Annotated in this window: 13 protein-coding genes; 11 read left to right on the forward strand and 2 right to left on the reverse strand. The window is 45.3% G+C overall.

Going from position 1 to position 13,883, the window contains the following annotated elements:
* Positions 1–74: 74 nt before the first annotated feature.
* The 3 genes from AC4G47_RS08325 (at position 75) to thiI (ending at position 3,395) form a co-directional block, all read left to right on the forward strand.
* Complete coding sequence (locus AC4G47_RS08325) at positions 75–827, forward strand: lytic transglycosylase domain-containing protein (RefSeq protein WP_458123448.1); 753 nt, start codon at positions 75–77, stop codon at positions 825–827.
* Positions 828–998: 171 nt separating this feature from the next.
* Positions 999–2,147, forward strand: coding sequence for a cysteine desulfurase family protein (locus tag AC4G47_RS08330; RefSeq protein WP_491105689.1), 1,149 nt, complete (start codon positions 999–1,001; stop codon positions 2,145–2,147).
* 6 nt (positions 2,148–2,153) lie between these two features.
* On the forward strand, positions 2,154–3,395 hold the full coding sequence (gene thiI, locus AC4G47_RS08335) for a tRNA uracil 4-sulfurtransferase ThiI (RefSeq protein WP_491106666.1): 1,242 nt from the start codon (positions 2,154–2,156) through the stop codon (positions 3,393–3,395).
* A 120-nt stretch (positions 3,396–3,515) separates the two neighbouring features.
* Here the strand turns inward: thiI and AC4G47_RS08340 are convergent, their stop codons facing one another.
* On the reverse strand, positions 3,516–4,217 hold the full coding sequence (locus AC4G47_RS08340; protein ID WP_491105690.1) for a TerC family protein: 702 nt from the start codon (positions 4,215–4,217) through the stop codon (positions 3,516–3,518).
* Between the two features lie 87 nt (positions 4,218–4,304).
* On the opposite strand from AC4G47_RS08340, the gene AC4G47_RS08345 reads away from it, so the two are divergent.
* From AC4G47_RS08345 to AC4G47_RS08370, 6 genes are all read left to right on the forward strand, one after another.
* Positions 4,305–4,964 (forward strand): TerC family protein, encoded by a 660-nt coding sequence (locus tag AC4G47_RS08345; RefSeq protein ID WP_491105692.1) that lies wholly within the window; start codon positions 4,305–4,307, stop codon positions 4,962–4,964.
* A gap of 297 nt (positions 4,965–5,261) precedes the next feature.
* A complete protein-coding gene (locus AC4G47_RS08350; RefSeq protein WP_491105693.1) occupies positions 5,262–5,756 on the forward strand; it encodes a hypothetical protein in 495 nt (164 codons plus the stop codon).
* Positions 5,757–5,932: 176 nt separating this feature from the next.
* Positions 5,933–7,777, forward strand: coding sequence for a translational GTPase TypA (gene typA / locus AC4G47_RS08355; RefSeq protein ID WP_458123444.1), 1,845 nt, complete (start codon positions 5,933–5,935; stop codon positions 7,775–7,777).
* Between the two features lie 336 nt (positions 7,778–8,113).
* Positions 8,114–8,410 (forward strand): YlaH-like family protein, encoded by a 297-nt coding sequence (locus tag AC4G47_RS08360; RefSeq protein ID WP_047843765.1) that lies wholly within the window; start codon positions 8,114–8,116, stop codon positions 8,408–8,410.
* A 90-nt stretch (positions 8,411–8,500) separates the two neighbouring features.
* Positions 8,501–9,562 (forward strand): LCP family protein, encoded by a 1,062-nt coding sequence (locus AC4G47_RS08365; protein ID WP_458123443.1) that lies wholly within the window; start codon positions 8,501–8,503, stop codon positions 9,560–9,562.
* A 98-nt stretch (positions 9,563–9,660) separates the two neighbouring features.
* Positions 9,661–10,113 carry a pyridoxamine 5'-phosphate oxidase family protein gene (locus AC4G47_RS08370; protein WP_458123442.1) on the forward strand — a complete coding sequence of 151 codons (453 nt, stop codon included), beginning with the start codon at positions 9,661–9,663 and terminating at the stop codon, positions 10,111–10,113.
* 7 nt (positions 10,114–10,120) lie between these two features.
* Here AC4G47_RS08370 and AC4G47_RS08375 read toward each other — a convergent pair whose 3' ends face one another.
* Positions 10,121–10,816, reverse strand: coding sequence for a YhcN/YlaJ family sporulation lipoprotein (locus AC4G47_RS08375; RefSeq protein ID WP_458123441.1), 696 nt, complete (start codon positions 10,814–10,816; stop codon positions 10,121–10,123).
* 241 nt (positions 10,817–11,057) lie between these two features.
* Between AC4G47_RS08375 and AC4G47_RS08380 the strand changes: the two genes are divergently transcribed.
* Both AC4G47_RS08380 and AC4G47_RS08385 read left to right on the forward strand, forming a co-directional pair.
* A complete protein-coding gene (locus tag AC4G47_RS08380) occupies positions 11,058–12,392 on the forward strand; it encodes a PhoH family protein (protein WP_491105694.1) in 1,335 nt (444 codons plus the stop codon).
* 221 nt (positions 12,393–12,613) lie between these two features.
* Positions 12,614–13,882 (forward strand): extracellular solute-binding protein, encoded by a 1,269-nt coding sequence (locus AC4G47_RS08385; protein ID WP_491105695.1) that lies wholly within the window; start codon positions 12,614–12,616, stop codon positions 13,880–13,882.
* Position 13,883 lies beyond the last annotated feature (1 nt).

Raw genomic sequence — 13,883 nt, forward strand, 5'->3', positions numbered from 1 at the left:
CAATGGAACCTTGCTGTAAAACGATGTAGAATAAGGTCATAATACGCTTAATTATACGGGAGTGGATATAACGCATGCAGATTGATCCACGCGGATCGCGGCAGTTGTTGGAACTGCAATTGTCCAATGTGAATAACCAGACCAATGGATCAGCCCCAGATGCTGGTTCAACAGTGGATTTTGCCAATATGATGGACGGGCTGTTAGGCACGGGTTCCAATTCGACGAACATGACCGGTTCAACCGAAACGATCTCCAAAAGATCCAGTGATGGTCTTTTGTGGCTGCAACTTGGAAGCACGTACAATCCGGATATGAATACGGCAGGGTCGTCCTCTGTCTCCAATAACATCGTTGAGTCTTTATTATCTTTATCCAATACAGGCATGGTGGATTCCGGTGCATCTGTACCTACGGATTATGAATCTATAATTGCGGAGGCAAGCGCCAAGTATGGTGTTCCTGAATCGTTGATCAAAGCCGTCATTGATACAGAATCCAATTTTAACCCGAATGTGGTGTCCTCCGCAGGTGCCAAGGGTCTTATGCAATTAATGGATGGCACGGCTGCAGGGTTGGGTGTGAGTAATTCATTTGATCCTGCCCAGAACATTGATGCGGGTACTAAATATCTCTCCCTTCAGCTCCAGCGTTTCGGTGGAGAAGTGAAGATGGCACTTGCTGCATATAATGCAGGACCGGGTCGTGTTTCACGTCTGGGTGTGTCGAGTGATAGCGAATTGATGAGTGTACTTAACCGTCTACCTTCAGAAACTCAGAATTATATCTCCAAAGTAGAGAAGGCGCAGTTGAAATATGTGATCTAAACTCACAGAAAGACCTTTGCGATAACACATCATTGCAGGACAAGATCAAATGTGGGAGCAGTAGCGCTTAAAACGCCTGTTCCCGGTTGGTCTTTTTGTGTTGTATGGGTATCGTGTTACAATGCTCACTGTAGATTCATGAACGAAGAGATAAGGGAGGTTTAACCTCATTTGAAATATTTTGATTATGCTGCAACCACACCTCCCCATCCCGATGTGATTCGTACGATGGCCGAAATTATGGAGACACAATTCGGGAATCCGTCCTCCATTCATGGGTATGGAGAGCGTGCCGATCAATTGTTGCGTCGTGCTCGATCCGGATGTGCTGCGGCAATAGGCGTTAAGCCTGAAGAGATTGTATTTACTTCCGGTGCGACCGAGAGTAATAATCTCGCGATAAAAGGTGCGGCATTACGTTACCAGTCAAGAGGCAGACACATCATCACAACAGCTACCGAGCATGCCTCGGTGTATGAGAGTTTTATGCAATTGCAACAGTGGGGATGGGACGTGACGCTAATTCCTGTCAATTCCGATGGTGTGGTTAATGCTCAGCAGGTTGTAGACGCGCTCAGGCCCGACACGGTGCTTGTGAGTCTGATGCATGTAAACAATGAAACAGGGGCCATTCATCCGATTGGAGAGATCGGCAAACAGCTCAAAAAGAAAGCACCACGCGTGCTTTTTCATGTGGATGGTGTGCAAGGGTTTGGAAAAATGGAAGCAGCACCTGCCGCTTGGGGGGCAGATCTGTACAGTCTGTCTGCTCACAAGATCCGTGGACCGAAGGGAGCAGGCCTCTTGTATGTGCGAAGGGGAGTGGAGCTTACGCCATTATTGTCAGGTGGATCACAGGAGCATGGCCTACGGGCAGGCACGGAGAATGTGGCCTTACTGGTAGGTATGGCAAAGGCCGTGCGGATGGCAGCAGAAGATCAGGTTGACTTTGCAAGACGTACAACGGGACTTCGTGATCGATTGATGAATACGATACGTGCCATTCCTGAATTTGAATTGAACAGCCGCCAAGAGGGTGCGCCTCATATTGTGCACTTCTCCTATCCCGGGATGAAGGCAGAAGTGGCGCTGCACACCTTGGAGCAACTGGGCGTAACGATATCCACCCAATCGGCCTGTTCTTCGCGTTCGGCTGAACCGAGTCGGGCTCTGCTTGCGATGGGCAGAGAGGCAACTTGTGCTGCTGGGGGATTGCGTATTAGTCTTGGAGATGAACATACAGAAGAAGATGTGGCCTTGCTTGAGCGGGCTTTACATCAGATGGTGGCGCAGTTGCGACCCCTCGAAAGGCGGATGTGAATGGATATGAATTATGATATGCTGCTTCTCCGTTTCGGAGAATTTATGTTAAAGGGAAAGAATCGTGCCCGATTTGAAAAAACGATCATTACTCAGGTGAAAGCTTTGCTTAAACCTTACCCTGGAGCGAGCCTTCGTAAAGAATATGGCCGTGTCTATGTAGATCTCGGCGGTGAATCACATACTGAACTGATTAAGGTGCTGAAGCGGGTATTTGGCGTGATGTCGATTAGTCCGGTTAAAGTTACCCCTTCGGAGCTTGATGAAATTGTGAAAACGGCAGTTGCGTTTATGGATGAAAGGGAAGACGAATTCAAGGAAGGTACCACATTCAAGGTCAATGTAAGGCGGGTATGGAAGGCGTTCCCGTACTCTTCACATGAAATGAATCATCTGGTTGGTTCCCCGATCCTTCGGAAGTTTCAGCAATTAAGTGTTGATGTTCGTCAACCTGATATTGAACTGAGAGTGGAAATCCGCGAACAGGGAACGTATATTTTCAATGAAACCATTCCCGCAGTAGGTGGGTTCCCTCTTGGTACCAATGGAAAAGCGATGGTACTGTTGTCTGGCGGCATAGACAGCCCGGTTGCAGCATGGTCTTCCATGCGTCGAGGATTGGAAGTGGAATGTGTGCATTTCTATAGTTATCCGTTCACAAGTCAGCGTGCAAAAGAAAAGGTCATTGATCTAGCACGTGCACTTGCCGATCACGCAGGAACTATCAAACTGCATCTGGTTCCATTCACAGAGATCCAAACGGCATTTACCCAACTGGGTCAGGATAACCTGATTATTACCCTGATGAGACGTTCAATGCTGCGAATTGCATCCAAACTTGCCGAGCGTGAGCGTGCACTTGCACTGATTACAGGAGATAGCCTGGGTCAAGTAGCGAGTCAGACTCTTCCAAGTATGAATGTCATTGGTCGTGCGACGGATCTGCCGCTGTTGCGCCCACTGGTTATGATGGATAAACAGGAGATTATCACGCTGTCCAAACAGATCGGAACGTATGACATTTCCATTTTGCCATATGAGGATTGCTGTACTCTCTTCGTACCAAAGTCGCCTTCAACCAATCCGAATCTTCGGATTGTGGATAAAATTGAATCGACAATGAGTTTATTGCCGGAGTGGCTGGATCAGGCGGTAGAGCAGACAGAAACGATCACACTGCATGCCGGTGAAACTTCCGTGGTATCGAATCAGTCAGGTGATAATGGGTTGAAAGATGATTGGTTCTAAACTTGATAAAAATTAGCATGGCTGACATAATAAGGGCTATGTTAACTGCAGAAAAGGACTGAACGATGTAATATCGTTCAGTCCTTTTCTGTATTCAGCACACATATAGATTAGATTAATTTATGAATAGGAACACTGCTGTTCCCCGCCAGATCCCTTGTTGCTGGAGCGTTTGCGATAACCTGCAAAGACTACACCTGCAATAACGACAACAATGAAGAGAATCCGCAATGCCGGATGTTCAGTAAAGTAAGGCAAGAGTCGCTGCTCCTCAGTGATCATATTGGAAGCCGTATACCCGAGAACGATGGCCCCGACATAGATGATCCAAGGGAAATGATTGATGAGCTTGATAAACAGGGTACTACCCCAGACGATGATCGGTACACTGATCAAGAGTCCAAGAATAACAAGCACGAGATGCTGCTGCGCAGCTCCAGCGACTGCAATCACGTTATCTAATCCCATGGCTGCATCCGCGATCACAATGGTACGAATAGCGGTCCACAAGGAAGTTCCCGCCTGAATATCATTGTGTTCATCCCCCTGATCCGCCAATAATTTATAGGCAATCCAGATCAGAAGTATGCCCCCTACAAGCAAGAGCCAAGGCACCTTAAGCAACCATAACACGACAACCGTTGCCAAAATCCGAATCAGAAGTGCACCGCCAGTTCCGTATAAAATCGCCTTTTTCTGCACGGAAGGGTGCAAATTTCGAGCTGCCAGGCCAATGACGATAGCATTGTCTCCAGCCAGAATGAGATCAATAAAGACAACGTTCAGCAAAGCTAGCCAGAATGTGGGACTAAATAGCTCCATATGATATGTCACTCCTTATATACGGTTCAATCATTAAGAATAGCATGGACAACTCTCACATACAAGTTAAGTGGGGGGGATGAGGACATGGATACACTATGGCTGTTAACTGAAATTTTAATGATCAATCTGGTATTAAGTGGAGATAATGCGGTTGTGATTGCGCTTGCCAGCAAGGATCTGCCACCAATACAACGTAAAAAGGCGGTATGGTGGGGGGCTTTTGGTGCGGTACTACTACGCTGCGTATTAACCTTCGTAGCGGTATTATTGCTGGGCATTCCATTTATTCAGGCGGCAGGTGGGCTGTTGCTACTCTGGATTGCAGTGAAGCTGCTGCTTCAGAATGATGATGAAGTACATATTCGAGAGGCTTCGACGACCTGGAAAGCCATTCAAACGATTCTGATTGCTGATTTTGTAATGAGTCTGGATAATGTCTTGGCCATAGCAGCATTGGCGGATGGAGATCTGGCTTTGATCGTGATCGGGATTGCGATCAGCATCCCTATTGTCGTATGGGGGAGCGGTCTAATCGTTGGTTTGTTGAAGCGATTTCCAATTCTGGTGTTCGTCGGCTCAGGCATTCTGGCCTTCACAGCAGGTGAGATGGTTATGAAAGATCCCAAGTTGGGAGAATGGCTGGGAGGAATGGCATCAGAGGTGCATACGCTACTACCCACAGCGATGGCTTGCCTTGTGGTCGCGGTTGGAGGCGCACATAAATTTGTGCGGAAGAACGCATAGTTTGATTTCGGGAAATTGCTTGGACAAAGGGCCGTCTGAACCATCCGGTTTAGGCGGTTTTGTGTAGAGAGAAATACGCTTGACCATGAGTTCTCATTGGGCTAGTCATAAGTTGCAGATTTTAGGGTAATACAGGTAAAGGGAGCAAGCAAAGTACGACATAAAGTATAGTTTTTTGCCGAAACATCGGATACACTAGAAGCAGGATTACAGGTTAGGAAACCAAAAGTCATCATGGAATGCGCATCGATTATAAGAGTAAAAGTACATAGCCAATGGTATAAGAGGTGATTGCAGATGAGGATGAGAAATGAAAAAGCGATTGGATTATTTATTGTAGCTGCGGGGATTATTATTCTGCTTGGCAAGTTTGGCGTGTTTGGGTTCATTGGTCGTAATTTCTGGCCTTTGCTGATCCTGCTACCAGGCATCGCCCTTCATGCGTTATATTATGCGCGTATTTCACCATCGTGGTCACTTGTTCCTGCCGGCATACTAACGGTGTATGGTGTTTTATTCAGTATAACGAATACATGGGGTGCAGGACTTATGAGCAGGCTGTGGCCAGCATTCTTGCTGGGGATCGCCATAGGTTTACTGGAATATGCAATGGCAGAGCGGAGAAGACCGGAATTTGTATTACCTGCGGTTTTGATCCTTGGTGCGGTGTCCATCATATTATTCGGATTCACCCTGCTTCAAACGGGAATAATCTATGTGCTGGCTGTCCTTTTGATCTTGGGCGGAGCCTGGTTATTGCTTGGTCGAGAGCGTCAAGGGAGAGGCTGGTAACATTCCCAGTGGTCTTTTCATGCGAAATATCTTGATTTTTACCTATAATAAACTATAATATAAGGGATATAGACATGCGTCGGGATATCACCGACGCTTATTTTGTGAGTAACCTGCGAAATTGCGGGAAGTTTAGTAGATAAGAATTGAAATTGGAAAGGATATGGATACAAACCATGCATTCAAGAGAACACATTCGCAATATTGCGATTATTGCCCACGTCGACCACGGGAAAACTACGCTCGTCGACAAGTTGCTCCAGCAATCCGGTACTTTCCGTGATCACGAAACGGTACAGGAGCGCGCAATGGACTCCAACGATTTGGAGCGTGAACGCGGTATTACGATTTTGGCCAAAAACACGGCTATAACTTATAAAGATTACCTGATCAACATTGTGGATACACCAGGACACGCCGACTTCGGTGGTGAAGTGGAACGTATCATGAAAATGGTTGACGGCGTATTGCTCGTTGTTGATGCATATGAAGGCTGTATGCCACAAACGAAGTTCGTACTTCGTAAAGCACTGGAGCACAACCTGACACCAATCGTTGTTGTAAACAAAATTGACCGTCCAGCGGCTCGTCCGACTGAGGTTATTGATGAAGTACTGGACCTGTTCATTGAACTGGGTGCCAACGATCAACAACTTGAATTCCCTGTTGTATATGCTTCCGCATTGAACGGAACATCCAGCATGGATAATGATCCTGCGAAACAGGATGACAACATGATGGCGATCTACAATACGATCGTTAGTCATATCCCTCACCCAACAGAGAATGTTGAAGAGCCACTTCAATTCCTCGTTACTTTGATGGACTACAATGAATACCTTGGCCGTATTGCCATTGGTCGTGTTAACCGCGGTGTGATCCGTCAAGGACAATCGGTAACGGTTATTATGCGTGATGGTAAGAGCAAAACTGCACGTATCGAGAAACTGTTTGGTTTCCAAGGTCTCAAGCGTGTTGAGACAGAAGAAGCAGGAGCAGGCGACATCGTTGCGATTGCAGGAATCAAGGACATCAACATTGGTGAAACCATCGCTGATCCGAACAATCCAGAAGCACTTCCAGTTTTGAAAATTGATGAGCCTACACTGCAAATGACGTTCCTCGTGAACAACAGTCCATTCGCAGGTCGTGAAGGTAAATGGGTAACTTCCCGTAAACTTCGTGAACGTTTGTTCAAAGAGTTGGAAACAGACGTTTCTCTTCGTGTTGACGAAACAGAGAGCCCAGATGCATTTATCGTTTCCGGACGTGGTGAGCTTCACTTGGGTATCCTGATTGAAAATATGCGTCGTGAAGGATATGAGCTTCAAGTATCCAAACCAGAAGTTATCATTAAAGAAGTTGACGGTAAGAAAACAGAGCCTATTGAGCGCTTGTTGATTGATATCCCTGAAGAGAGCATGGGTTCCGTAATGGAGAGCCTAGGCGCACGTAAAGCAGAGATGGTTAACATGGTCAACACAGGTAGTGGTCAAGTTCGTCTGGAGTTCCTGATTCCAGCACGTGGTTTGATCGGATATAGCACAAATTTCCTGACATTGACTCGTGGTTACGGTGTTATGAACCATGCATTTGACAGCTACGCTCCGGTAGTGTCCGGTCAAGTGGGTGGACGTCACCAAGGTGTACTGATCTCAACTGAAACTGGTACATCTACGTTCTATGGAATGATGGGCGTTGAGGATCGTGGTACGCTCTTCCTTGAGCCTGGAACAGAAATTTACGAAGGTATGATCGTTGGTGAGCATACACGAGACAATGATATCGTTGTCAACATCTGCAAAGAAAAACAACTGACTAACGTTCGTTCTTCAGGTAAAGATGATACGGTTAAAATTAAAACTCCGATTATCTTCTCGTTGGAACAGGCGCTTGAATATCTGAATGACGATGAATATTGTGAGATTACACCGAAATCTATTCGTCTTCGTAAGAAGATCCTGAATAAATCCGAGCGTGAACGTGCAGAGAAACAACGCAAAATGGCTTCAAAATCCTAATAACAACAAAATAATCTATATAAGTTAACGTTTGATGGAACACAGAAGTTAACGATGTTATGCACAGTGGAAGTAGTGAAGGGATCGGAATCGATTCTGTAGGAGCGAAGCGTTCGCCTGAAAGCTTTCTGAAAGAAAGCTACATCGGAAGCATACGCTTATCCCCGGATTTTTCCATAGAGAAATGGATCAAAAAAATCTGGGGATAACAGCGATCAGAAGAACGAGCTGAGACCGAAACGGTCACGATGCACGTATTGGCTCTATGTACTAGAGGGAATTCCATCAACCAGTTAACTTATATCCTAGCATGATAACGAAAGGAGCTGGCTGTGCATGCAAGCATGGTTCGCGTCAAACCCGATCGTAGCCTACATCGTCATCTTTGTATTGATTACTTACGTATATAACAAGGTGTTTCGGGTACGTCAGAAATTACCGCTTGGTAAGGAAATCGTTCTCTATATATTGATGGCGATGGGCACATTCATGCTTCTTATTTTTCAGATCGACAAGCTTCCCATCATTCAATGTTTGTTGGTGGCAGTCGGTTTGATGTTGTTAGTGAGAGTGCGCTATTTTATTGAAGGTCGTCAAAAGAAAAAAGCGGAAGCTGCCGCTCGAAACTCATAAATCCTGTCTTGTACAGACCATCCGTTTTCCTTAGGGAAAGCGGTTGTCTTTTATTTAGACAAAAACAGATGTGATAAAGGTGTTGAAGATATGAACTCGAATTCGAACGGACTGCCTCCACGGAGACAGGCACCGACGCAATCCGGCGCTTCTGGGTCGAAGAATGGCAAGGGTAAGCAGCCTAAGAAGAAAAAGAGAATGAATGCGTTTGGTAGAATCTTTTTAAGTCTATTGGTAATTGCCATTGTGGTAGGCGGCGGATATGCGTATTGGGTATACAATCAAGTCGTGGAAACAGGCATCGACAAACCGGTACCTCCGGGGATGTCAGCCACAACAAAACCGATCACGATGCTGTTGCTTGGTACAGATAACCGTCCGGAAACTGGCACGCATCTCTCGGATGTCGTTATGGTGGCTTCGTTGAATCCGGAGACCAAGACGGCAACGATTGTATCTTTGCCCCGAGACACGCGTATTCAACTGGATGGGTATAAATCTAACAAGCTGAACTCCTATTATCCGAGGTTCAAGGCACAGGAAAAGACTACTGGCAAAAATGCAGAGGATCAGATGAAAGAAATGATGGGCAAGTATTTGGATGTAGATATTAATTACACCACCGTCCTGAATTTCCAGGCATTCCGTGATGCTGTCAATGCCGTAGGTGGCGTAGATGTGACTGTGGATAAAAATATGTGTTACAGAGATACAGCTGACGGTACCGATATCAATCTGGTCGCAGGCGCACAACATCTCGATGGTAAAGAGGCACTGGATTTTGTTCGTTACCGCAAATCCAATTGTAATCCAAAGACGGATGAGTCCAACGACTTTGATCGGAACAAACGTCAAAACCAAGTGCTGAATTCCATGCTGGATCAGATGAAATCTCTTGGTGGCATTACGAAGATTAGCAAAGTGATTGGTGCAGTTGACGATAACATGACGACAGATGTGGAATCGGAACAAATGAAAAACTTTATCTCGACGTATTGGAATATCTCTACCTCAGATGTGCATTATACTCCGGTTACCGGAGAGTGGAGAAGCCCGTATGTGTATATTAATGAGACGGAACTGGCCAATGCGAAGCAGGCTTTACAAGATACACTTTCTGGTAAAGTAACAACTTCACCTTCAGGTGAATAACCTCCATTCTTTTGGGATTGGAAGCACGTTAATCGGTATGCTATAATAACATAAACCAAGTTTAAGAATTGCATAAAGAAGTTTAGGGGGCTGGTTGAATGTCCGAAGCCGTCACACAATTAACTGAATCTCTTTTACAGCAATTCAAGAATGAGACCTTTGTGCTTCTGAGCACCGTGGATGCAGAATCCGGAGGTCCGACTTCAACAGCCATCTCCTGGATCTATGCGGAGAATGCTTCTACTTTTCGTGTGGCGATCGATCATCGTTCACGCTTGGTGAACAACATGCTCACTAATCCGATCATTACGGTTACTGTCTTTGGAGAAGAGACGGTGTACGCAGTGAACGGACGTGCGACGGTACGACAAGATCCGCTGCAGGATGTTCCATTTAATATGTGCTGTTTCGACATCACGATTGAAGCAGTGAGGAATGCTCTGTTTTACGGCGCTCAACTGTCCTCTGTGCCTCAATATGTCAAAATATATGATCAGCGTGCTGCTGAGAAATTAGATGAGCAGGTTTTTGCTGCCATGAAAAAAGCCTAGTGAGAGATCACTGGGCTTTTTGTTGTCTTTTGTCATTTGAACGCTGCGGCATTTGTTGTTCTTGATCCACGTGTTCATCCGGATTTTGACGGACTTTGACGTCTTTCGGAAGTTGGGGAATAATTCTTCCCACCATGTCAGCGAGTTCTGAAGCAAAACCGGATATCGGGTGTCCTTGACGAATATGTTCACCAATTTCTTTAATTCGTTCAGTAACATCGGCATCGGCAGTAACAATAGAATCTACACCTTCGGGATCTTTGCGAAGTGCTTCGGCAACAGAGTACTTAATCGTACCCACCCGGGCACGTTCAAGTTCACCATCAACATCTATGCCAACTACGGCAGTATTTCCCAGTATAACGCAGTTCGCATCTTCAACACCTTCCACTTGCTTGGCAAGGGCTTTCAGGTGATTAATCCGTTTTTCATTTGACATTCGTCCACTTTGATCATCTTCAACAATGTCCATGTCATGGACTTCGCCTGTATTTTCATTGAAACGGTCCAGACGTGAAGGGTTCATTCGATCGTCCTGTGTATAGATCGGTTGGGTCCCATTCTGTTGATTTTCTCGTGTTTCAATATTGCCTCCGTAACTTCTGGGATGTGACGTATGCGGTTCTTGTGAAGCACTTCGTGAAGTGTTGTTACAACCGGTAATTAAGAAGATTAGAAGCAACGTGCAAACCCAATTTTTCATAAATGTTCATCCTTTCTTGGAGTTTTTCAGAATGGTTGACAATTATTTTGTCCTAGTCGAATACATTTATGTATGGGAGCATGATTGTCCATGCCGCTGCTGATAAGATCATACAATCAAAATGAACTCGGGAATGAAGGGAAACGGGCTTCCTTCCAGGATAATACAAGGATTAATCCGACATTCCCGAGTTTTACGTTCCAGCCCATGCCTTTAACGACGCCGCTTTGGAGGGGATTGAATGAAAAAGATTTTTGTATTGGATACCAACGTGCTTCTGCATGACCCCAATGCCATATTTGCCTTTGAGGAACATGAGGTAATCATTCCCGCGGTTGTACTGGAGGAAATCGACTCCAAAAAAAGAAATGCCGATGAAATTGGGCGTAACGCCCGCAATGTATCCAGACTGTTGGATGGATTACGTGAGCTGGGTCACCTGCACAGTGGGGTGCCTTTGGCTAATGGAGGTAATCTGAAAGTAGAGCTGAATCATCGGAGTTTCGTGAAAGTTCAGGAAATGTTTGGTGAAGTGTCCAATGATAATCGGATTCTGGCTGTCGCGTTGAATTATCAGATTGAGGAAAAAGAGAAAGAGATTGTTGAATGTCAGGTGGTGCTTGTCAGTAAAGATGTACTTGTGCGTATCAAAGCGGATGTGCTTGGTCTGTTCACACAGGATTACTTATCAGATCGGACGGCAGGACTCAGTGAGTTATATCCAGGCTATACGGCTCTAAAGGTTCATCCGTCAGTGATTGATGAGTTTTACACATATCGTTTTTTACCGATCAAACCGTTACAGTTGTCATATTCGCTCTACCCGAATGAATTTGTCATTCTCAAGGATGAGATGGGAACCAATAAATCGGCTTTGCTGAAAGTAAATACAGAGGGAACGAAGCTTGAACCGCTTTTCCTCAGTAATGATAATGTCTGGGGCATTAGCGCTCGTAATGCGCAACAACGTATGGCACTGGAGCTGCTTTTAAATGATGACATCCCGCTGGTTACGATTACCGGTAAAGCTGGAACAGGGAAAACCTTGCTGGCGCTTGCAGCAGGTCTGCTTAAGGTAGAGGATGATCATAAATACAAAAAACTGTTGATTGCTCGTCCTGTCGTTCCGATGGGGAAAGATATCGGTTACTTGCCTGGTGAGAAGGAAGAAAAGCTCCGGCCATGGATGCAACCGATTTATGATAATCTGGAGTTCTTGTTTGATACCAAAAAATCAGGAGATATCGATAAAATTCTAATGGGGCTTGGCAGTATTCAGGTGGAGGCTCTAACATATATTCGTGGAAGATCGATACCTGGACAGTTTATCATTATTGATGAAGCTCAGAACCTGTCCCGCCATGAAGTGAAGACGATTGTATCAAGGGTCGGTGAAGGCAGTAAAATTATTTTGATGGGAGACCCTGAGCAGATAGACCATCCGTATCTCGATTCCGCAAGTAACGGCCTCACGTATATCGTGGAACGGTTTAAACAAGAGGGGATCAGCGGACACATCATGCTCGAAAAAGGAGAACGCTCCAAGCTGGCACAGCTTGCAGCTGATTTATTGTAAAATTCAGGGTATTTATTTCCCGGAAAATGGTATCTTGGAAGCCGGCTCTTGAAGCCGGCTTTTTGCTGAAAAAATGAGAAAGCGTTATTGCACAGAACTCGATATGCTCTTAATATGCAAAAAGCCGGAAAAGTGTTTTTTGGCAGGGTAGGACAAGAGCACTACTTATTTGTTACAATAATTGCTGCAGGAAAAAACGAGGTGAGCAGGGAGGGAAGTTAATGAAGCGTAGACATCAGGTTGTTTTATTCGCGATATTGCTGCTTTCGTTAACGATCCTGTCTCCGAGTTTTGACTTCAGAGGGTCACAGCTTAATCAGGAACGTGATCAGGAAAAGGATACCTTTCCTGGTTCTTCATCCCGTAATGAGAATGCTCAAGCTCCACTGGAGATTGTAGTCGCCATGTCGGATGAAGAGTTTGAAGCCTTTCAAAAGATAGCAAAAGAAGTCGCTGCTTCTCAGCTGGTAGAGATCAATCTTCGGAATGAGAAGCCGGATACATATAAACGTGTTCTTGATCTTGAATTTTCGCTAGGGGAGAACGGGGATGTTGTTCTGCTTGATAGTGAGGAAGTGCAATACTATGCCCGAAAAGGGCATCTGTATCCGTTGAACGGCACGACATTATCGAAGTCGCTTGGAGAGACGGTTGCAGGGTTACGTGGAATGACAGAGTGGAATGGTTATCAGTGGGGCATGCCCTTTGATTTTGACCCATACATTCTAGCGACACAATCTTCATTTCTGAAAAAGGCGGGTCTTCAGACGTTACCTCATAGTAAAGATCAGTGGGCTAAATTAACTCAACAAGCCATTGCGGAAGGAATACATTTAATTGGAATGAACCTGAACGATGTGTACGGAACGAGTGGATGGTTGCATCATTTGGAACCGGGGATGGCACCAGATCAAGTTAAGGGAGCGCAGATTTCTTCGCAAACGGGGGATCTCCAACAAGGAATTGAGTTAATGAATCAGATTCAACCGTATATCATGGGCCAGTCTGCCAATCCGGATTTCTCTTCATCTGCTGACCAGAAAGTAACACCGATGATTGTATCATTGTTATCTCTATTATTAAAAGCAGAACAAGCGAGTACAGTTGATAAAGATTCCATGGAGCGTATTTCTATCGAAACGTTGGAACCTGTAAACTCGAGAAGCCTTGTGATTACCGCAGGTTCGGTTGAGGCTGAGGAAGCAAGTAGATGGATTGAAGGCATGACAGCTGCTGGTACACAGTTGAAATGGTACCAACAGACTAGTCGGTTGCCCGCAAAGCAACAGGAACTGGATGTGGAAACTGAGAAACTTGCGGGACATTATGACTTGACCAAAGGACAATCCTGGTTTTTAACCGAAGATATCCCAGCTGTAACGCCTCAAAGCCGTGCTTTGATTATCCGTTTTCATAAAAAAGTGCAACAGTTCTTAAAGGGAGAGATTACTGCTAATCAATACGTAGATAGTATCAGAACGACAAACTAAC

The sequence above is a fragment of the Paenibacillus sp. Negev47 genome (assembly GCF_058313655.1).